The organism is Paenibacillus sp. (assembly GCF_035645195.1).
Taxonomy (GTDB): Bacteria; Bacillota; Bacilli; order Paenibacillales; family YIM-B00363; genus Paenibacillus_AE.
In genome coordinates this window covers 1-17,554 of record NZ_DASQNA010000014.1, presented here as the reverse complement: position 1 = coordinate 17,554, position 17,554 = coordinate 1, and the positions used below count along the sequence as shown (strand labels likewise).

Sequence of the window (17,554 nt, the reverse complement as noted above, 5' to 3'; positions counted from 1 at the left end):
CTCTAATTTAACGTTTTGGCTAAAGACGGTTAACTATTAGCTGCCAACCAATTTGACCAACCCCATTCACTGCCCAAGGCTACTACCTTATAGCCCCTCGCATTGTTCCGGTTCACTGCCCCTTCAGTATAATTATTCCTACCGGATTGGGGCACCCAACAAATTCCAGTATCTTCTTTAAATATTATTGAGTGTGACACTCTGCCGAAAAGCCGGTTCGATTGATTCCCCATGTCCGCGCAACAAAAAGGCGAGTTCCGCTCAGGAACTCGCCTCTTTTTCACAATTTCGTTCAGACTTCTTCCGCTAAAGCAAGCGGACCTGCCGGGGACCGTTATCCATCTAGGGAACATTCGGATACACAGCCATTGTAATTGTACCTATTGGGATAAATATTAAAGCATATACACTTAAACGTTCGGCCAACCGAATTCATTTTAGCGACTCCGAAAACTCCCGCTGCCGCAGCGCCTCGAACAGCAGCACCGTGGCGGCCATCGCCACGTTGAGCGACTCCGCCCCGCCCCGCATCGGGATGATGACGTTGTCGTCGGCGAGCGCCGCGAGCCTCGGGGAGACGCCCGCTCCTTCGTTGCCGAGCAGGAAGCAGACCGCGCCGCCGAGGGGCGCGTCGTAGCACGTGTCCGTCGCCGCGAGCGACGTGCCGACGACGCGGACGCCGCGCGATTTCGCGAGCGGCAGTACCGTCTCTAGGTCGCAAGCCACGACCGGCACATGGAACAAGGAGCCCATCGTGGCGCGGATCGTCTTCGGATTGTAGACGTCGACGGTGCCGGCTCCGAGCAGCACGGCGGCGGCGCCCGCCGCGTCCGCGCTGCGGATGACGGTCCCGAGGTTGCCGGGATCCTGGATCGCGTCGACGGCGACGTAAACGCCTGCAGCCGCGTCTCCCTCGCCGCGGAACAGCTCGTCCGCCCGCAGCTCCCGCTTCCGCACGACAGCAGCGACGCCTTGCGGCGTCTCCGTATCCGCGATTTTAGCCATCACCTGCTCGGAAACAGCCACCCACCGGCGATCCGTAGCCGCGGGCGCCGCCGCACGCGCCTCCTCCGCGGCCGGCGAGCCAGGCACGAAGACGACCGCGTCGATGTCCGCGCCGCTGCGCAGCGCTTCGCCGACCAAATGCGCTCCTTCCACCAAATAAGCGCCGGCGCGTTCGCGCCCTTTTTTCGTCGCTAATGACGCCCATTCCTTCACCTGCGGATTTTGTAACGACCGAATCGGTTCCGACGACTGCATGCGGATCTGCTCCTTTTCGTAAGTCCCTATATTTTACGACAATTTTGCCGTCCGCGCCAAACCTCGGGCAGGGATGAAACGGTCCAGGACCGCGCATACTACACCCGATGCGGAATCGGAATCGTACAGCGGAGGTATCGAGATGATCTTAAGTTTACGTGAAGCGATTTATAAAAAGATGGAACCGAAATCCGCCGAGGATTTGTTCGCTACGATCGACGATGCGATCGACAACGACGAGCGGACGCTGCCCGGCTTAGGCGTGTTGTTCGAGGTGCTTTGGAAAAACAGCGATCGAGAGCTTCGCGATCGGATGGTCGACACGATCAAGACGCATCTTCCTCACTGATCCGCGCCGCGCTAAGAAGCGGCGGTCCCCGTTCGGCCGTCGCTCGGACGCGCGCGTTTCGAGCGATCGGCATCATTCATGTTCCCGCCCCGGCCAAAAAAAATAGCACCGAATAGTCGGTGCCATGACGTCAAAATTGCATCAAGCGCTGCTTCAGCTCGTTCAGCTTGATTCGGCGCAAAATTTCCCGAATGTGCATCGCGGCCGAATGCAGCATTTCCCGTTTGATGAGTTTCTGTTTGATCAGTGCGACGGTCGCGTACTTGCTGTTCCCCGTAACCGGCTCCTGAAAATACACCTTGCCTTGCGCTTCGTCGAACGAGGCGACCCGGTTCAAATTGACGAGGTTCGTCTTGTCCAACATGTCGAATCCTTCAAGGCCCAAGTGTTCTTCCAACTCCGACAACGTCGAGATGTGGCGGAATTTCTCCTGACCAACATGGTATACAATTTTCCGTCCCTCGATCTCCATGTAGTCCACATCGTGCAAGCTGATGCAGGCAAGTTCGGTCGAGCCGTCAGCCTGCAACTTTAGCACTGTCATCATCATCATCCATCACTCTCTTCATCGAAGGCTTGTCAAAAGTCCTATGACTGGAGTATACCATAAAGTTCCATAGTATGGAAATAGTACTTTTTAGGAAATACCCCTCAAAGTTGAACTTTTTTCGACGAAAAAAGCTTCCTTGGGCCGTTATCGGAACGACTCGCCCGCAACGCGCGAGATGACGCGTTACGGGGCGGTTTCCAAAAATTTCAAGTTTTCGTTCCGTTCCATCGCGGTGCGCATCGCATACTCGCTTTCGAACAGCGCTACGAAGTTGTCATTTTTGTCACGACACAGCGTCGAATTCACCCGGAATTTCCCCGGATCGATGTTGTCCCCGACGACCCATCTCGCGAATTGGTACGGCTGCCGCTGCAGCTGCACGTCGACGCCGTATTCGTGCTTCATTCGATACTCGAACACCTCGAACTGCAGCTGACCGACGACGCCCAATACCGTATCCTCGAAGCCGATCGTCCGGAACACTTGAATCGTTCCTTCCTCCGTCAGCTGGTCGATCCCTTTCTGATACTGCTTATGTTTGAGGGCGTTCTTCACGACGACCTTCGCGAAAATTTCCGGAGAAAACACCGGCAGCTCGTTAAACTGAATGTTGCCCGACTCCGCGAGCGTATCGCCGATGCGGAAGATGCCCGGGTCGAACAGCCCGACGATGTCGCCCGGATACGCCTCTTCGACGAGGTCACGGTCCTGCGCGAGAAACTGCTGCGGCTGAGACAGTTTGATCTCTTTGCCGACGCGCACATGCTTCACCGACATGCCGCGTTGGAATTTGCCGGAGACGATGCGCAGGAACGCGATGCGGTCCCGGTGCGCCGGGTTCATATTGGCCTGAATTTTGAAAATGTACCCCGAAAACTTCGGCTCCTCCGGCTCGACGACGCCGCCTTCGCTGTTGCGAGGCGTCGGCGCCGGCGCGAGCTTCAAGAAGTTGTCGAGGAACGTCTGCACGCCGAAGTTGTTGATCGCGCTGCCGAAGAAGACCGGCGTCAGCTCGCCGCGGGACACTTTATCTAAATCGAAGGGGTCGCCGGCGACGTCGAGCAGCTCGAGCTCTTCTTTCAGCTGCTTGAACAAATGCTCGCCCGCCACCCGCTCGACGAGCGGGGCCTCGTAGCCTTCTACGTCCTGCACGGCGATCGTCGAATGATCGTCCCCTTGGAACAGCTCGATGCGCGTTTGACGCCTGTCATAGACGCCTTTGAGTCCGCGGCCCTGCCCGATCGGCCAGTTCATCGGATACGAGCGGATGCCGAGCACTTCCTCGAGCTCTTCCATGAGGTCGAACGGATCCCGGCCTTCTCGGTCGAGCTTATTGATGAATGTGAAAATCGGAATGCCGCGCATGCGGCATACCTGGAACAGCTTTTTCGTCTGCGCTTCGACGCCTTTCGCCGAGTCGATCAGCATGACCGCGCTGTCCGCCGCCGTCAGCGTGCGGTACGTGTCTTCGCTGAAATCTTGGTGACCCGGCGTATCGAGGATGTTAATCCGTTTGCCGGCGTAATCGAACTGCATGACGCTGGACGTCACGGAGATGCCGCGCTGCTTTTCGATTTCCATCCAGTCGGACGTCGCGAATTTGGCGGCCTTGCGGCCTTTGACCGTCCCGGCGAGCCGAATCGCGCCGCCGAACAAGAGCAGCTTTTCCGTCAACGTCGTTTTGCCCGCGTCCGGGTGGGAGATGATGGCGAACGTGCGCCGTTTCTCCACCTCTTGCTCAAATTGCTGTTGCTCCGTATTATTCATGAATCGTTGTAGTCCTTCCTCTTCGAATGCCTATCCCTGTTTCGGGGTGTCGCTGCACAGACGGATCGCTTCGTCGTCGTCGCGCTGGCCGTTCACCGGCCACCAGCGATGCCCTTCCCGATCCAGCAGCTCGGCCGCGGCGATCGGTCCCCACGTCCCTGCCGGATACGTCTGCAGGTCTTCCTTCGACTCCGTCCAAGCTTTCGCGATGACATCGACGAACCGCCATGCGGCGGCCACTTCGTCCCATCGGGTGAAGTACGTCGAATCGCCGCGGACGGCGTCGTGAATGAGGCGCTCGTACGCCTCCGGCGTATTGATGCCGACGCCCGTCGACTGGCAGAAATCCATCGCGACCGGCACGATGCGCTCCTCCGAGCCAGGCGCCTTCGCGTTGAATTTAATATAAACGCCTTCCATCGGGTTGACCCGGAAGACGAGCAGGTTCGGCTGCAGCGTATGCTTGCTCGCCAAATACACGTTCTCGGGAACGTTCCGGAACTCGACGACGACTTCCGTCGCCTTCGCCGGCAGTCGCTTGCCCGTACGCACATAGAACGGCACGCCCGCCCAACGGAAGTTGTCGACGAAAATTTTCGCCGCGAAATACGTCTCCGTCGTCGAATCGGCGGGCACCTTCTCTTCCTCCAGGTAGCCGCGCAGCGCTTTCCCGTTCGACTCGCCGGCGACGTATTGACCGCGCACAACGTTCCGCCGCACGTCTTCGGCGTCCTTGTACAGGCGCAGACTTTTCAGCACCTTCACCTTCTCGTCGCGCACCGCTTCCGGATGCAGCACGCCCGGCGGCTCCATCGCCATCATCGTCACCATCTGCAGCATATGGTTTTGGCCCATGTCCCGCAGCGCGCCCGCCGTATCGTAGTACCCGCCCCGCTCCTCGACGCCGACCGTTTCGCTCAGCGTAATTTGGATGTTGGAGATGTAACGGTTGTTCCAGATCGGCTCGAAGAACGCGTTCGTGAATCGAATGACTTCGATGTTCTGCACCATTTCCTTGCCGAGATAATGGTCGATCCGGTAGATCGACTCTTCGGGGAACACTTGCCGAATTTCGGCGTTGAGCTTCTCCGCCGACGGCAGGTCGTAGCCGAACGGCTTCTCGATGACGAGGCGATGCCAGCCGCTCGATTCCAACAGTCCGCCGTCCTTCAAATGGTGAGACACGCTGCCGAACAGCTCCGGCGCAAGCGCCAAATAGAACAGCCGGTTGCCGCCGATGCCGATCGCGCCGTCCAGCTCGTCCGCGAGGGTGCGAAGGCGGCGGAACGCGTCGATGTCGTGAATGTCGAGCGGCATGTACCGGAACCGGGACGCGAAGCGCCCCCACTCCGCGTCGTCGTCCGGCTGATGGCGGGCGAACTCGCGGATCGACTCCTTCACGTCGTCCTGGAACTGCTCGTCCGTTCGCGGACGGCGAGCGACGCCGATAACGGCAAACTTATCGTTCAGCTTGCCTTCCTTATATAAACTGTAGAACGCCGGATACAGCTTGCGCCGCGCCAGGTCTCCGGTCGCGCCGAAAAGGATGATCACTGCGCCATCCGATTGATAGTTCAAGCGTCATCATTCTTTCTATGAGAATTTTAGGTCCGCAGTCGTGCGGCAATACTGACAGTTTATCAAACACGAGCGGAAAATGCTACGCGCCGTCGGCCGCGTCGAAAAATGGGCGGCGGCGTTCGAGCCGAATCGGGGCCGCCGCGCCGCGGCGATGAATAGAGTATGGTAAATGCCCTGGGAGGTGTTGAAGCGGAAATGTATTGCGAATATCCTGTTCGTGAAGAGCATGTGCACCATTTTAAAAATCGATACGTCGGCGTCGTGCTGATGGACGGCACTCGCCATTACGGCGTCGTCACCGGCTGCGAGAACGGCCGCCTCATCTTGAACGGCCAAGCGGAGGCGTCCGCTGGCAAGCGGAAGCGGAAGAAGGCGGGCGTTCGGGCGAAATCGGGCAACAAAACGGCTACGAAGGCGCTGCTGCCCCCGCCGCCTCCGCCGTTCGTGCCGCCGTTCGGCCCGTTCGTCCCTCCGGTCGGGCCGCGGCTCGTTCTCGATCTCGCGACGATCGCGCTGCTGTTCGCGCTGCTCCCGTAACGCAAAGAAGAAGCGGTCCGGTTATCCGATCCGCTTCTCCATTACATAGCTTTCGAGTTTGGCATCGTGCCATACCGGCCTCATGCCGTGCTTTTGATAAAATCGAATACCCTGCCGATTCGTCTCGTTGACGTACAGCCGCATGACGGCGCACCCCTGCTCCGCCCCGTACGCCTCCGCCTTGCGCAGCAGCATCCCGCCGACGCCGTGCCCTTGATAGCCGCGGTCGACCGCCAGCATGTCGACGAACAGCTCGCCGCCGCGAGCGATCGCCGCGATAAAGCCGGAGACGCGCGGCTCGTGCGCCTCGTCCGGCAGCCACACGAACACGACAGTGCGGTCCAGACGGCGCTTCAACGACGAATCCGACCAAGCCGGCCGCAGATGCTTGGGTGTCAGTGGGATCAATTCCCGGCGGATCAACCGCAAAATGTGCCTGTCGTCCGCCGCCGGTTTTCTGCCGCGAATCATGCGCATCGCCCTTCCGTCGAATACCGTTCGTTAGTTCATGGTATTCGGCCCGGAGCGCGCCCGCATGGACCCCCATCCCGCGCATCCGCCCGGATTGCGGGTTAATCCGCCAAGCCGTTCTTATGAGCGTAAATGGCCGCCTGCGTTCGATCCTCGACGCCCAGCTTGCCCAGAATGTTCGTAACATGGAATTTCACCGTCTTGATGCCGATGAACAGCTCGTCCGCCACTTCTTGATTCGAGCGGCCCTTCGCGATCAGCTTGAGCACTTCCATCTCCCGCTCCGTCAGCTCGTGGTGAGGCAGCGCCTCCTCCTTCGGCTTCCGGAACCGGTTCATCATTTTTGAGGCGACTTGCGACTCCAGCACCGGCTGGCCGTTCGCCGCCGCGCGAATCGCCGCGGCGATTTCCGTCGCTCGCGACGTTTTGAGCAAATAGCTGAACGCGCCCGCCTCGATGACGGGATACAGCTTTTCGTCGTCGAGGTAGCTCGTCAGAACGATCACCTTGCAGTCCGGCATTTTCTCGGTCAACCGACGCGTCGTTTCGATGCCGTCCATCTCTTCCATGACGAGGTCCATCAGGACGACGTCGGGACGATATTGCTCGGCGAGGCGGAGCCCCTCTTTGCCGCTCGACGCCTCCCCGACGACTTCGATGCCGTCCTCCGTGCCGAGCACGGCGGCTAGGCCGATACGCACCATTTCATGATCGTCTACCAGCAGCACCTTCACACTATTCGTCATCGTTCGCTCCCTCTTCCTCCTCTACCGGCACCGGCACCCGAATGTCGATCCTCGTCCCTTTGCCGGGCGCCGTCACGATATTCATGAATCCGCCGATTTCGTTGACGCGTTCGGTCATCGACATCAAGCCGTAGGACGCTTGCTTTTTCTTATCGAGCTCGAATCCGATGCCGTTGTCGCGAATGCTGAGCCGCACGCCGTCGCTTCGCCGGAGCAGCCTCATCTCCAGCTTCTCGGCGCGGGAGTGCCGAAGCGTATTCGAAATGGCTTCCTGCGCGATTCGGAACAGCTGATCCTCGACGCCTTTCGCCAGCCGAATATTTTCGTCCATCTCCCATTGAATGGCGACCGGCATCTTCGTGGACAGCTCCTGCAGCAGCTCGCGCAAGGCGATCGCGAACGGCTTGCCCTCCAAATGGACGGGGCGCAAATGAAGCAGCAGCGCCCGCATCTCGGACTGCGCCACCGAAGACATCTCTTCGATCAGCGCGACCTGGCGTTTCGCCTTCTCGAGATCTTTCTCGAGCGTCCGCCCGAGCGCCGTCGCCGTCATCGAGATGGCGAACAGCTGCTGCGACACGGCATCGTGCAGATCGCGGGCGAGCCGCTGCCGCTCCTCGACAACGGCCGACAGCCGCGCCTTCTCGGCGAGCTCCGCGTTGTTCGTCGACAGCCGCTGCAGCGTCGTCACCTGCTCCTCCCATTTGCCGCTGATTGCGCCGAGCCGCTCGGCCAAACGGCCGATTTCGTCTTCGCCGAGGTCCGGCATCGGCCGGGACAAATGGCCTTTCTCGAGCAGCATCATCGCCTCTTCCAGCGCCGCGAGCCGGCTCTTCAAGCGGGTGCTCTGCCAATAGCCGTAGGCGGCGCCGACGGCGGAGACGAAGACGATGGTAAGCCCGGTAAACCGCAGTCCTCCTTGCCAATCGGTCGGGCGCAGCAGCGAGAAGCTCTGCGCGGACAACGTCACGACAAGGAACAAAGCGAGGCCGAGCATCATGCCTTCGGCCATCGTTCGCCACATTAAGCTGGTTAATTTCGGTATCATGGCCGGCTCCTCCCGCTCACAGCACTTTCACGTCGACATCGGCGACCGCGTACGAGACGTGCAGCTGCACCCGGTGCTCCGCCGTCTCGAAATTCGGCGACCGCCACGCGAGCCGGTTCATAATGCCCGCGCCGCGTTCGCCCGCGACCTTGATTTCGCCGATCGCGACGTCCGCATGCACCGCAAGGCCCACGTCGTCCGGCACGATGACGTCGATATCGCCGATCAGCCCCGTGAGCCGCAGGTCGACGGTCGGCTCCTCGAAGATCGCGTTCGTCATGTCGATCCGCACCTCCGCGATCGCGACCGCGAGCTCCGCCGAGCGAACCGTCCACGGTTCGCTGCCGCCCCAGCGGACGCTCGCGACGATGTGCTGCTTCACGAACGACCGATCGAGCGGAATGTCCGGCCCTGGGAGCGGCTCCCCGCTTCGCTTCGCCTTGCGGAAAAACCAATACGCGGCCGCCGCGACGAGCAGCGCGAACACCCAATGGCTCGCGAGGAGCACGAGACCGGAGACGACGAGCAGCACGTAGCCCGCCAAATCTTTGCGCTCGCTGTCGAGGGAAGAGCGTACGATCGCGAAGCCGAGAAGCGCCAGCACGAGCGCGCCGGCGGCCACAAAGCCCGCCATGTGGCCGATCGCCAAGTAAAGCCCCGCCCCGATGAAAAGAAGCGCCGTATTCCGTTTGCCGTTAGCCATGCTGCCGCCTCCTTTCCTAAGTGCGATGTGGGCCGCTGCGCGACGAAAAGCCAAGCGGGCGCCCGAACGTTCTCCGGGCGCCCCTTGGGCCGACGCGTTACTGCTGTTCCGAACCGGAGGCCAGCTTCTGCTTGAGCGCTTCCAGCTGGGCGTCGACGCGCTCGTTCCGAACCGGCTCCGCGGACGGCGCCGCGCCGTACGGGATCCGCGCTACTTCCGCCTCAGCTTCCATCTGCATGATTTTCTCCTCCATGCGATGGAACCCGCGCGCCGCGCCGCCGTTCTCGATGACGTTCGCGGACGAGACCGCCGCCGTCTGCTTCTTGATCTTGGCGAGCTGAGCGCGCTGCGCGAGCTCGTTGCGGCGGTTGCGCATCTTATAGAACTCTTCCTTCATCGCGTGCAGCTGCGCCGTCAGTTCTTCGGCATGCGCCTTCGTCTGCGCGTACAGCGCCTCGGTCTCCTCGACCTTCGCGGCGTACTTGAGGTTCTCTTCCAAAGCTGCGCGGGCGGATTCTTCCCGGCCGGCGCGGAGCTCTTCCTCCGCCTTCGCCATGAGCGTCTCCCCGGCGCGCTTCGCTTCGTCGAGCCGCTGCTTCAGCTTCCGCTCGGCGGCGATTTGCTTCGCGACCGTCACTTCGGCCGTCGCGATTTCCTCTTCCATGTCGCGCAAGTATTGATTTAACATTACTACCGGGTCCTCTACTTTGTCCAGTACATCGTGAATGGACGCCACCGTCATGTCTTTGATCCGCTTAAATACTCCCATTTCAATCGTCTCCTTTTTGTCCTTTTTCGTATTGGGCGAGCTTCGCTTTCAATTCGTTCAATTCTTTCTGCAGCGCTTTTTTCTCGATATCTCCCATCAAGTCGTCAATGCTCGGCGACTTCGCCGCGTCCTTCGGCGGGTAGTATCCCTGCGACGGCGGTTGGCCGTACGGCGGCTGCTGCGGCGGCGTCGGGGGCGTCGGGGGCGTGCCCCAAGACTGCGGCGGCGGAGGCGGCGGAGCCCAGCCCGGCGCGCCGTAATGCGGCGTGTAGGTCGGATCCTTCGGCATGATCATCGCCGCGATGATGTAAATCGGGATCGGCGCGCCGCCGGAGAACACCGCCGCGATGACCAGCACGATCCGAATGATCGTCGCGTCGATGCCGGTCGCCTCGGCGAGGCCGCCGCATACCCCGAACAGCTTTTTGTCGCGGGCGGATCGGTAGATTCGTTTCATGTCGTTCAGTGGCCTCCTTCCAACTTGCGCTTCAGCATCGCGAGCGCTTGCTCGACCTTATCCTCGCCGAACGAGATCCGGTCGCCCGCCGGCGCGGAATAGCCGCCGCGAACATCCATCAAGCTTCTCGCCTCCAGCTCCAAATCGGTGATATGTTCTTCGAGCCGGTGGAACCAATTGCCGCCCTGGCTCGCGTAATGGTGCGATTTCTCGTGCATCCGGCGCTGCAGCCGCAGCGTCTCGAGACGCGCTAAGTAATATTGACGCTTGTGGTATACCTCTTGATAATCCCGTCTCAGCTCGGCGAGGCGGTTCTCCAGCTCGTCTACGGTGCTGCGGCTTTGCTCGTACAGCGTCCGGTAGCCGTCGCGCTTCTCCTCTTCGATCACCTTCTCCGCGAGCGCCGCCCGCGCTACGCTGTCTTCGCCGGCCCTCAGCGCGAGCAGCGCCTGCTCTTCGCGCTTGCGCGCCAGCGCGTCGGACTGCAGGAACTGCGCTCTGACGCTCGCCGTGTGCGCCGCGCACTGCCGATGCAACGCTTCGGTTTCTCGTATGGCTTCCATCATTTCGCGAAGGAAGCCGTCGATGACTCGAATCGGGTCCTGCGCGTTTTCCAATCGATCGTTCAGCGTAGCTACCGTCAAATCTCGAACTCTTCTCATTAAACTCATAATTTGTAGTCCTCCTTGGTCGACTCGTTATTCATACGCCTTGCGCCGTTTCAGCATCGTCCAGCCGAACGCGATGAGCGCGATCGGGGCGAGGAACGCGATCAGGCCCCACAGATTGCCGAGCAGCGCCAGCGATCCGATCAACAGCACGATCCAGCCGATCGTCTGTCGTCCGATTCGGATGCCGTAATATCCGAGCCCGATCATCGCGAGCGGGACGACCCAGCCGAAAACGTCGAGTCCGAGGCGGTGCAGCAGGATCATGGCGCCGATCGCGATGAGCGCGATGGCGAGACCCGTATTTCGATTCCATTTCATATCCGTTCAGCTCCGTTCATGTACTTGGTTTGTTTCATGTCTTTATTCTAGGGAATTCCGCGGCTTGCCAAAACGGACCGGTGACGGTATTTCGAACTGGACCCAAGGCGGGGGAAACGTCCGACTTCGGCTCCGCCCCTCTCGGACTGCAGGCGGACCTGTCCGCTCCAGCGGCATTTGGGCAGGGGCGGGGGGCGCCCCCGTGACAATCGTCCATACGCACTCCCGCGCAGCCACATATGTTGTATTAACTTCTCGGATCGCACGAATCACGGCGGTTCGATCAAAGGAGGGGTTTCCATGACAGCGGTAACTGGTTTCACGTCGACGGGCGTCATCCTGGTGCTCTTCATCCTCTTGGTGATCATCGCCCGCGTATGGGTCCTGTAATTCGCGTCGGTATCCATTTTCGCGGCAAAGGAGGTAGATTGGAATGACGGCAGTAGGTTACGGTTGGACGTCCACGGGCGCGATTCTCGTGCTCTTCATCCTCCTCGTTATCATCTCCCGCTCCGGCGTCTTCGGCGTCTGAGTCCGGGACCTTCGCCAAACCGTCGGGGCTTTCGAGCTCCGGCGGTTTCTTTGCGTGCGAGCAAGAATAATTTTCACCCCTTGGAAGCAACATGAAATGTACCTGTTTCCAAGAGAGGGAGTGCCTGCACAAGATGGATTCCGTCACGATGGCCCGCGCGCTGTTCGGCTCGTCCATGGCGTTTCATATCATATTCGCGACGCTCGGCGTCGGCATCCCGGCGATGATCGTGATCGCGGAGGTGCTGTATCATTGGAAAAAGGACCGCGATTACGCGCTGCTCGCGCGCCGCTGGACCCAAGGGTTCGCGATCATTCTCGGCGTCGCGATTCCGTCCGGCACGATCGTCGGCGTCATGATTTCGCTGCTGTGGCCCGGCTACATGGAAATCGTGCAGCAGGTCATCGCCCTGCCGTTCCAAGTCGAGATTTTCGCCTTTTTCCTTGAATCGTTATTTATGGCCATCTACGTCTATGCCGCCGATCGCCTCACGCCGCTGCTGCGCATCGTCAGCGTCACGCTCGTCGCGTTCGGCGCCGGCGCCTCGGCGGTGCTGATCACCGACGCCCACGCCTGGATGAACACGCCGCGCGGGTTTCGGATCGACGAAGCCGGGAACGTCGTCGACGTCGACATTTGGGCGGCGATCTTCAACCCCGCCATCTTCATTACCGCGCAGCATGTGCTCGCCTCCGCGTATATGACCGGCGCGTTCGCGATCGTCTCCGTCGCGGCGTACAAGCTGCTCCGGGGACGGGCCTCGACCGAGCGCGAGCAGGCGTACCATCGTAAAGCGCTGATGATGGGCTTGCTGTTCGGCGGCGTCATGTCGCTGACGACGGCGTTCAACGGGCACGGCACCGCGCAATATTTGCACGAATATTTGCCGGAGAAGCTCGCGGCCGCGGAAGGGCTGTTCGAGACGACCGACCGCGCTCCGCTCGCCATCGGCGGATATGTCGATCCGGCGACCGAGAAAGTGGTGGGCGGTCTCGAGATTCCGTGGACGCTTAGCTTCTTGGCCGGCAATTCGTTCGACACGGTCGTGCGCGGCCTGCACGATTTCCCGCGCGAAAACTGGCCGCCGCTTTACATCCATACCTTGTTTAATTTAATGGTGTTTATCGGCACGCTGTTGATCGCGCTGTCGCTCGGCGCCCTGGCATGGAAGTACGTGCTGAAGAAACCGTTCCCGAAGTGGCTGCTCGCGGTGCTCGTGGCCGCCTTCCCGCTGTCGATGCTCGGTATCGAAACCGGCTGGGTGTTCAGCTGCAGCGGACGGCAGCCGTGGGTCATTTACGGGGTGATGCGAACGGAGGAAGCCGCTTTGCAATCCGAAAGTTTAGGCTTCTTGCTGTTCCTCTTTTTAGGGATTTACGTGCTGCTGCTCGTCGCGACGATTCTGGTCATGCGGATGTTTTTCCGGCGGCGGCCGGTCGGAAGGGAGCTCGAAGCGTATGCGGGGAATTATCCGGACGGCGCGGCGGCGGAAGGCGGGGTGCGGTAAATGTCCGACGCGGGACTCGGGATTTTGATTCTATGGGTGTTTTTGTTCGTGTATTCGATCGCGGGGTCGATCGATTTCGGGGCGGGGTTTTGGTCGCTCGTCTTCGGGCGGCGGAACGATACGGCCGCGGCGGATATCGCGAACCGGTTTCTGTCACCGTCCTGGAAAGTGACGAACGTGTTTCTCGTGCTGTTCGTCGTGGCGTTCGTCGGCTTTTTCCCGTTCGCGACGTCGACGCTGGGCGGTCTGCTCGTGCTGCCTGCCGGGCTCGCGCTGGCGCTTCTCATCCTGCGGAGCGCGTTCCTCGTGTATGCGTACTCGACGCATCAATACCGCGGCATGCTGCCGTTCGTCTCGGGCGTTACCGGCCTGCTGATTCCCGGCTTGCTCGTTTCCGTGCTGCCGCTGACGCTTGGCGGCTTCACGGCCGGCGGAGAAGAAGCGCCTCGCCTCCTGTTCGGCAAGCTGCTCGCGAGTCCGACGCTGTATGCGCACCTCGGCTTCGGCCTGACGACCGAGCTGTTCCTCTCCGCGCTGTTCCTCGCCGACTACGCGCGAGAGGGCGACGACGAGCGAACCTACCGCGTGTATCGCAGCGCCGCGATCGCGCTCGGCCCGACGACGCTCGCCATGGCGATGCTGACGAGCTTCACGTTCGTGCCGGAAGCGCGCTGGATCGCGGCGAACATGGCTCATGAATGGGGCTGGTTCGTCCTCTCGGTCGCCGCCTTCGCGATCGGCTATTCGGCGCTCTGGTGGCGCGACCCGAGAGGGCGCCAAGGGTTCGCCCGCGTCGCCGTGCTCGCCGTCGTGGCGCAGTACGGATTCGCGAGCATCGGGTACGGCCGTGCGCATATGCCGTACTTGTTTTACCCGATGTTAACCGTCGAAGAAGGGTTTACGTCGCCCCAGATGTTCAACGCGCTGCTCGTCGGCTACGCAGTCGGCATCGGGATTCTCGTGCCCGTCTTTATCTGGTTTTGGAAGCTGTTTTTGAAGGATAAAGCATACTTGAGGCCGGGAAACGGCGAGCACTGATTCATTCCGTCAGCTGCGTCGCCGCCAGCACCGCCGCGCCGACCGCCAGCGCCTCTTCTCCCAGCTTTCCTCTGCTGAACGTCACTTGATACGCTGGGTAATAGTATGTGTTCCGAATCGCCACTTTCGTAGCGGTTTCGAAATATAAATTTTGGGTATTGAACATAGGTCCGCCGAGGATCACCTTCTCCGGATGAAGGAGGTTCAGCATGTTGGCGAGACCGATGCCGAAATACGTCGCCGATTGCTGGAAAATATCGAGCGTCAGCGGATCCTGTCCCTGGATCGCTTCGACGAGGTGATCGAACTTCACCTGCTCCGGCCGCTCCACGAGCGCCCTCAGCGCGCTGTCCCGCCCTTGCTTAAGACGCGAGACGGCATGCTGCTCGAGGGCGTAAATGCTCGCGTACGATTCCAAGCATCCGTAGTTGCCGTCCGGTTCCCGGTGCGGCACGCCGTCGCTTTGGATGATCATTTGGCCGACGGCGCCCTCCATGTCGACGGCCCCGTACACGACCTTCCCGTTCGACAGCATCGCGGAACGGAGGCCGATGCCTCCGTGGATGTAGAGCACGTGCTCGCCGCGCTCCTGCGGCTCGTCGGTCCAATATTCCCCGAGCAGCGCCGCGTTCGCGCCGTTATCGAGCAGGCACGGTACGCCCATCCGATCCGATATCATTTGGCATACCGGCACGTCCGTCCACCCCGTCGCAGGGAAATAGAGAGGATTCGTGATAACGCCCTTCAGCCGATCGAGCGGTCCGACCGCGCCGACCCCGACGCCGAACAGCCTCCCCTTCGGAATGTCGTGAATCTCGAGCATATGCTCCATCGCCTCGGTCATGTGCTGGATGAGCACCTCCGGCGTCGAGCCCGCCGTCATCTTCCACACTCGCGAATCGAGCTTGCGGAAGCTGAGATCGCACAGGACGAGACGGGAGTGGATTCGGGAAATGTCGAGCCCGAACACGTAGCCGCGATCGGCCCGCAGCCGGTACAAAATCGGCGGACGCCCGCCGGTCGATTCGCCGAAGCCGACCTCCTCGATCCAGCCTTCGGCCGCCATATCCTCCAATAAGCGCGTTAACGTGCTTCCTTTCATGCCGCTCTGCTCCAGCAGCAACTGCTTCGATACCGTCCCATGCTTGCGCACGAGACTGTAGATCAACTTCGCTTTCGCGTTCCCGATTCGCTCCTTGATCGCGATCACCTTGTTCCGCCCCCCGTCCGTTGCAATGTTGTATGTATGATTAACCGCGATATTCGCACCTTCGCCAGTGAAACATAATCCTATCGTACTCGCCGATCGATCGGCTTGCAATCGCGTGAATGGCGGAAACGACAAAAAACTCTTAAGCGGGGGTGACCGTCTTAAGAGTTTAGGAATTGTAAAGTGGTACCGGCGAGAGGACTCGAACCTCCACCCTTTCGGACTCGATTTTGAGTCGAGCGCGTCTGCCATTCCGCCACGCCGGCATTTATTCGTTTTTATGGTACCGATGAGAGGACTCGAACCTCCACCCTTTCGGACTCGATTTTGAGTCGAGCGCGTCTGCCATTCCGCCACATCGGCACATAAAAGAAGAATAAAAAAAATGGCGTGCCCTAAGAGATTCGAACTCCTGACCTTTTGATTCGTAGTCAAACGCTCTATCCGGCTGAGCTAAGGGCACATATTACAAGTTTACTTGGTGCCGAGGACGAGACTTGAACTCGTACGGTAGTCACCTACCGCAGGATTTTAAGTCCTGTGCGTCTGCCGATTCCGCCACCCCGGCAAAAGGAAGTTGGAGGCGCCACCCAGATTCGAACTGGGGGTAAAGCTTTTGCAGAGCTCTGCCTTACCACTTGGCTATGGCGCCATAATCGGAATGGAGCGGACGATGGGATTCGAACCCACGACCCTCGCCTTGGCAAGGCGATGCTCTACCACTGAGCCACGTCCGCATAAAGCTGGGGATCCAGGGATCGAACCTGGGAATGACGGAGTCAAAGTCCGTTGCCTTACCGCTTGGCTAATCCCCAATGGGAATATGGGGCGATCGAGGGGAATTGAACCCCCGAATGTCGGAGCCACAATCCGATGCGTTAGCCACTTCGCCACGACCGCCATATTCAAGAGGAAAATTGGCAGGGGCAGCAGGAATTGAACCCACACTAACGGTTTTGGAGACCGCTGTTCTACCTTTAAACTATGCCCCTATAATGGTGGAGGATGATGGATTCGAACCACCGAACCCGTAAGGGAAGAGATTTACAGTCTCCCGCGTTTGGCCACTTCGCTAATCCTCCAAGAACCAATGGTGCCGTCGAGAGGACTTGAACCCCCAACCTACTGATTACAAGTCAGTTGCTCTACCAGTTGAGCTACAACGGCGTATTCAATTGTTTAATGGTGGCTTGGGACGGAATCGAACCGCCGACACATGGATTTTCAGTCCATTGCTCTACCGACTGAGCTACCAAGCCTTGAGTTGAGAAGATAAATGGCGGAGCCGACGGGATTCGAACCCGCGGTCTCCTGCGTGACAGGCAGGCATGTTAGGCCTCTACACCACGGCTCCGCATTGAAAAGTTGGTTGCGGGGGCAGGATTTGAACCTACGACCTTCGGGTTATGAGCCCGACGAGCTACCGGACTGCTCCACCCCGCGACGATATGAAATTCATGGTGGGCGCTGACGGGATCGAACCGCCGACCCTCTGCTTGTAAGGCAGATGCTCTCCCAGCTGAGCTAAGCGCCCATGTGTTGGTGACCCGTAGGGGATTCGAACCCCTGTTACCTCCGTGAAAGGGAGGTGTCTTAACCCCTTGACCAACGGGCCATACGTATGATGGCGGAGAGAGAGGGATTCGAACCCTCGAGACCCGGTTAGAGCCTACACGATTTCCAATCGTGCTCCTTCGACCACTCGGACACCTCTCCAAGATATGGCTCCCCGAGCAGGACTCGAACCTGCGACAACTCGATTAACAGTCGAGTGCTCTACCGACTGAGCTATCGGGGAATGTTTTCATTCAGGGATTGTTCCCTGAAAACTGAGTGCGAAAACGAGTATACTACACATCCGACCTACTTTGCAATGGTAAATTGCAACTTCGGTACTTTTTTTGGATAAGTCCTCGACCGATTAGTATTCGTCAGCTCCACGCATTGCTGCGCTTCCACCTCGAACCTATCAACCACGTCGTCTACATGGGGTCTTCAAGCAGGGAAATCTCATCTTGAGGGGGGCTTCACGCTTAGATG

General features: G+C 59.8%; 19 protein-coding genes, 18 tRNA genes and 1 rRNA gene. 6 read left to right on the top strand and 32 right to left on the bottom strand.

Features of this window, described 5'->3' with window-relative positions; genetic code table 11:
• Positions 1 to 432: 432 nt before the first annotated feature.
• Positions 433 to 1,260, bottom strand: coding sequence for an RNA methyltransferase (locus VE009_RS06485; protein ID WP_325006568.1), 828 nt, complete (start codon positions 1,258 to 1,260; stop codon positions 433 to 435).
• A gap of 142 nt (positions 1,261 to 1,402) precedes the next feature.
• On the opposite strand from VE009_RS06485, the gene sspI reads away from it, so the two are divergent.
• Positions 1,403 to 1,609 carry a small acid-soluble spore protein SspI gene (gene sspI / locus VE009_RS06480; protein ID WP_325006567.1) on the top strand — a complete coding sequence of 69 codons (207 nt, stop codon included), beginning with the start codon at positions 1,403 to 1,405 and terminating at the stop codon, positions 1,607 to 1,609.
• Positions 1,610 to 1,739: 130 nt separating this feature from the next.
• On the opposite strand, the gene VE009_RS06475 is transcribed toward sspI, so the two are convergent.
• The 3 genes from VE009_RS06475 to zwf all read right to left on the bottom strand — a co-directional run bounded on the left by VE009_RS06475 (position 1,740) and on the right by zwf (position 5,504).
• Positions 1,740 to 2,162, bottom strand: a complete 423-nt coding sequence (locus VE009_RS06475; RefSeq protein ID WP_325006566.1) for a LytTR family transcriptional regulator DNA-binding domain-containing protein — start codon at positions 2,160 to 2,162, stop codon at positions 1,740 to 1,742.
• Positions 2,163 to 2,342: 180 nt separating this feature from the next.
• A complete protein-coding gene (locus VE009_RS06470; RefSeq protein WP_325006565.1) occupies positions 2,343 to 3,926 on the bottom strand; it encodes a peptide chain release factor 3 in 1,584 nt (527 codons plus the stop codon).
• 30 nt (positions 3,927 to 3,956) lie between these two features.
• A complete protein-coding gene (zwf, locus tag VE009_RS06465; RefSeq protein WP_325006564.1) occupies positions 3,957 to 5,504 on the bottom strand; it encodes a glucose-6-phosphate dehydrogenase in 1,548 nt (515 codons plus the stop codon).
• A 198-nt stretch (positions 5,505 to 5,702) separates the two neighbouring features.
• Here zwf and VE009_RS06460 point away from each other — a divergent pair, with 198 nt between their 5' ends.
• Entirely contained in the window at positions 5,703 to 6,044 is a 342-nt protein-coding gene (locus VE009_RS06460; RefSeq protein WP_325006563.1) for a hypothetical protein, read from the top strand.
• A gap of 21 nt (positions 6,045 to 6,065) precedes the next feature.
• On the opposite strand, the gene VE009_RS06455 is transcribed toward VE009_RS06460, so the two are convergent.
• The 8 genes from VE009_RS06455 to VE009_RS06420 form a co-directional block, all read right to left on the bottom strand.
• Positions 6,066 to 6,515, bottom strand: coding sequence for a GNAT family N-acetyltransferase (locus VE009_RS06455; RefSeq protein WP_325006562.1), 450 nt, complete (start codon positions 6,513 to 6,515; stop codon positions 6,066 to 6,068).
• A gap of 101 nt (positions 6,516 to 6,616) precedes the next feature.
• Entirely contained in the window at positions 6,617 to 7,261 is a 645-nt protein-coding gene (locus VE009_RS06450; RefSeq protein ID WP_325006561.1) for a response regulator transcription factor, read from the bottom strand.
• Positions 7,251 to 8,309 (bottom strand): sensor histidine kinase, encoded by a 1,059-nt coding sequence (locus tag VE009_RS06445; RefSeq protein ID WP_325006560.1) that lies wholly within the window; start codon positions 8,307 to 8,309, stop codon positions 7,251 to 7,253. The genes VE009_RS06450 and VE009_RS06445 overlap by 11 nt, the downstream gene beginning before the upstream one ends.
• Positions 8,310 to 8,325: 16 nt before the next feature.
• Positions 8,326 to 9,012: a cell wall-active antibiotics response protein LiaF gene (liaF, locus tag VE009_RS06440; RefSeq protein WP_325006559.1), complete on the bottom strand. Its 687-nt coding sequence runs from the start codon at positions 9,010 to 9,012 to the stop codon at positions 8,326 to 8,328.
• 97 nt (positions 9,013 to 9,109) lie between these two features.
• Entirely contained in the window at positions 9,110 to 9,781 is a 672-nt protein-coding gene (locus VE009_RS06435; protein ID WP_325006558.1) for a PspA/IM30 family protein, read from the bottom strand.
• 1 nt (position 9,782) lies between these two features.
• Positions 9,783 to 10,238, bottom strand: a complete 456-nt coding sequence (locus VE009_RS06430; protein WP_325006557.1) for a PspC domain-containing protein — start codon at positions 10,236 to 10,238, stop codon at positions 9,783 to 9,785.
• A gap of 5 nt (positions 10,239 to 10,243) precedes the next feature.
• Positions 10,244 to 10,909, bottom strand: a complete 666-nt coding sequence (locus VE009_RS06425; RefSeq protein WP_325006556.1) for a PspA/IM30 family protein — start codon at positions 10,907 to 10,909, stop codon at positions 10,244 to 10,246.
• Positions 10,910 to 10,936: 27 nt separating this feature from the next.
• Positions 10,937 to 11,227, bottom strand: a complete 291-nt coding sequence (locus VE009_RS06420; RefSeq protein WP_325006555.1) for a LiaF transmembrane domain-containing protein — start codon at positions 11,225 to 11,227, stop codon at positions 10,937 to 10,939.
• Between the two features lie 300 nt (positions 11,228 to 11,527).
• On the opposite strand from VE009_RS06420, the gene VE009_RS06415 reads away from it, so the two are divergent.
• From VE009_RS06415 to VE009_RS06400, 4 genes are all read left to right on the top strand, one after another.
• Positions 11,528 to 11,617, top strand: coding sequence for a YjcZ family sporulation protein (locus VE009_RS06415; protein ID WP_325006554.1), 90 nt, complete (start codon positions 11,528 to 11,530; stop codon positions 11,615 to 11,617).
• Between the two features lie 43 nt (positions 11,618 to 11,660).
• Complete coding sequence (locus VE009_RS06410; protein WP_325006553.1) at positions 11,661 to 11,759, top strand: YjcZ family sporulation protein; 99 nt, start codon at positions 11,661 to 11,663, stop codon at positions 11,757 to 11,759.
• 133 nt (positions 11,760 to 11,892) lie between these two features.
• Positions 11,893 to 13,266: a cytochrome ubiquinol oxidase subunit I gene (locus VE009_RS06405; RefSeq protein ID WP_325006552.1), complete on the top strand. Its 1,374-nt coding sequence runs from the start codon at positions 11,893 to 11,895 to the stop codon at positions 13,264 to 13,266.
• Positions 13,267 to 14,304, top strand: coding sequence for a cytochrome d ubiquinol oxidase subunit II (locus VE009_RS06400; RefSeq protein ID WP_325006551.1), 1,038 nt, complete (start codon positions 13,267 to 13,269; stop codon positions 14,302 to 14,304). It abuts the gene before it with no gap.
• 1 nt (position 14,305) lies between these two features.
• Here VE009_RS06400 and VE009_RS06395 read toward each other — a convergent pair whose 3' ends face one another.
• The 20 genes from VE009_RS06395 to VE009_RS06300 form a co-directional block, all read right to left on the bottom strand.
• Positions 14,306 to 15,514 (bottom strand): ROK family protein, encoded by a 1,209-nt coding sequence (locus VE009_RS06395; protein ID WP_325006550.1) that lies wholly within the window; start codon positions 15,512 to 15,514, stop codon positions 14,306 to 14,308.
• Positions 15,515 to 15,698: 184 nt separating this feature from the next.
• Positions 15,699 to 15,780 (bottom strand) — tRNA-Leu (locus tag VE009_RS06390).
• A 15-nt stretch (positions 15,781 to 15,795) separates the two neighbouring features.
• Positions 15,796 to 15,877: transfer RNA gene (locus VE009_RS06385), tRNA-Leu, on the bottom strand.
• A 23-nt stretch (positions 15,878 to 15,900) separates the two neighbouring features.
• Positions 15,901 to 15,977: transfer RNA gene (locus VE009_RS06380), tRNA-Arg, on the bottom strand.
• A 16-nt stretch (positions 15,978 to 15,993) separates the two neighbouring features.
• A tRNA-Leu gene (locus VE009_RS06375) sits at positions 15,994 to 16,082 on the bottom strand.
• Between the two features lie 10 nt (positions 16,083 to 16,092).
• Positions 16,093 to 16,166 (bottom strand) — tRNA-Cys (locus VE009_RS06370).
• A gap of 10 nt (positions 16,167 to 16,176) precedes the next feature.
• Positions 16,177 to 16,251: transfer RNA gene (locus tag VE009_RS06365), tRNA-Gly, on the bottom strand.
• Positions 16,252 to 16,257: 6 nt separating this feature from the next.
• Positions 16,258 to 16,329, bottom strand: a tRNA-Gln gene (locus VE009_RS06360).
• 9 nt (positions 16,330 to 16,338) lie between these two features.
• Positions 16,339 to 16,414, bottom strand: a tRNA-His gene (locus VE009_RS06355).
• An 18-nt stretch (positions 16,415 to 16,432) separates the two neighbouring features.
• Positions 16,433 to 16,506: transfer RNA gene (locus tag VE009_RS06350), tRNA-Trp, on the bottom strand.
• Positions 16,507 to 16,510: 4 nt separating this feature from the next.
• Positions 16,511 to 16,596: transfer RNA gene (locus tag VE009_RS06345), tRNA-Tyr, on the bottom strand.
• A 9-nt stretch (positions 16,597 to 16,605) separates the two neighbouring features.
• Positions 16,606 to 16,681 (bottom strand) — tRNA-Thr (locus tag VE009_RS06340).
• 16 nt (positions 16,682 to 16,697) lie between these two features.
• Positions 16,698 to 16,773: transfer RNA gene (locus tag VE009_RS06335), tRNA-Phe, on the bottom strand.
• Positions 16,774 to 16,791: 18 nt separating this feature from the next.
• Positions 16,792 to 16,868 (bottom strand) — tRNA-Asp (locus tag VE009_RS06330).
• Positions 16,869 to 16,880: 12 nt separating this feature from the next.
• A tRNA-Met gene (locus tag VE009_RS06325) sits at positions 16,881 to 16,957 on the bottom strand.
• Between the two features lie 15 nt (positions 16,958 to 16,972).
• Positions 16,973 to 17,048: transfer RNA gene (locus VE009_RS06320), tRNA-Val, on the bottom strand.
• Between the two features lie 6 nt (positions 17,049 to 17,054).
• Positions 17,055 to 17,129 (bottom strand) — tRNA-Glu (locus tag VE009_RS06315).
• 10 nt (positions 17,130 to 17,139) lie between these two features.
• Positions 17,140 to 17,230 (bottom strand) — tRNA-Ser (locus tag VE009_RS06310).
• A 6-nt stretch (positions 17,231 to 17,236) separates the two neighbouring features.
• Positions 17,237 to 17,312 (bottom strand) — tRNA-Asn (locus tag VE009_RS06305).
• Between the two features lie 103 nt (positions 17,313 to 17,415).
• Positions 17,416 to 17,554, bottom strand: a 23S ribosomal RNA gene (locus VE009_RS06300); the annotation flags it as partial.

Bases quoted from the DNA above. Each gene is read 5' to 3' on its own strand.
- VE009_RS06445 (WP_325006560.1), bottom strand. From the start codon at position 8,309: ATGATACCGAAATTAACCAGCTTAATGTGGCGAACGATGGCCGAAGGC.
- VE009_RS06405 (WP_325006552.1), top strand. From the start codon at position 11,893: ATGGATTCCGTCACGATGGCCCGCGCGCTGTTCGGCTCGTCCATGGCG.
- VE009_RS06475 (WP_325006566.1), bottom strand. From the start codon at position 2,162: ATGATGATGATGACAGTGCTAAAGTTGCAGGCTGACGGCTCGACCGAA.
- VE009_RS06410 (WP_325006553.1), top strand. From the start codon at position 11,661: ATGACGGCAGTAGGTTACGGTTGGACGTCCACGGGCGCGATTCTCGTG.
- VE009_RS06455 (WP_325006562.1), bottom strand. From the start codon at position 6,515: ATGATTCGCGGCAGAAAACCGGCGGCGGACGACAGGCACATTTTGCGG.
- VE009_RS06460 (WP_325006563.1), top strand. From the start codon at position 5,703: ATGTATTGCGAATATCCTGTTCGTGAAGAGCATGTGCACCATTTTAAA.
- VE009_RS06425 (WP_325006556.1), bottom strand. From the start codon at position 10,909: ATGAGTTTAATGAGAAGAGTTCGAGATTTGACGGTAGCTACGCTGAAC.
- VE009_RS06485 (WP_325006568.1), bottom strand. From the start codon at position 1,260: ATGCAGTCGTCGGAACCGATTCGGTCGTTACAAAATCCGCAGGTGAAG.
- VE009_RS06450 (WP_325006561.1), bottom strand. From the start codon at position 7,261: ATGACGAATAGTGTGAAGGTGCTGCTGGTAGACGATCATGAAATGGTG.
- VE009_RS06420 (WP_325006555.1), bottom strand. From the start codon at position 11,227: ATGAAATGGAATCGAAATACGGGTCTCGCCATCGCGCTCATCGCGATC.
- VE009_RS06415 (WP_325006554.1), top strand. From the start codon at position 11,528: ATGACAGCGGTAACTGGTTTCACGTCGACGGGCGTCATCCTGGTGCTC.
- VE009_RS06470 (WP_325006565.1), bottom strand. From the start codon at position 3,926: ATGAATAATACGGAGCAACAGCAATTTGAGCAAGAGGTGGAGAAACGG.
- VE009_RS06435 (WP_325006558.1), bottom strand. From the start codon at position 9,781: ATGGGAGTATTTAAGCGGATCAAAGACATGACGGTGGCGTCCATTCAC.
- liaF (WP_325006559.1), bottom strand. From the start codon at position 9,012: ATGGCTAACGGCAAACGGAATACGGCGCTTCTTTTCATCGGGGCGGGG.
- sspI (WP_325006567.1), top strand. From the start codon at position 1,403: ATGATCTTAAGTTTACGTGAAGCGATTTATAAAAAGATGGAACCGAAA.
- VE009_RS06430 (WP_325006557.1), bottom strand. From the start codon at position 10,238: ATGAAACGAATCTACCGATCCGCCCGCGACAAAAAGCTGTTCGGGGTA.
- VE009_RS06400 (WP_325006551.1), top strand. From the start codon at position 13,267: ATGTCCGACGCGGGACTCGGGATTTTGATTCTATGGGTGTTTTTGTTC.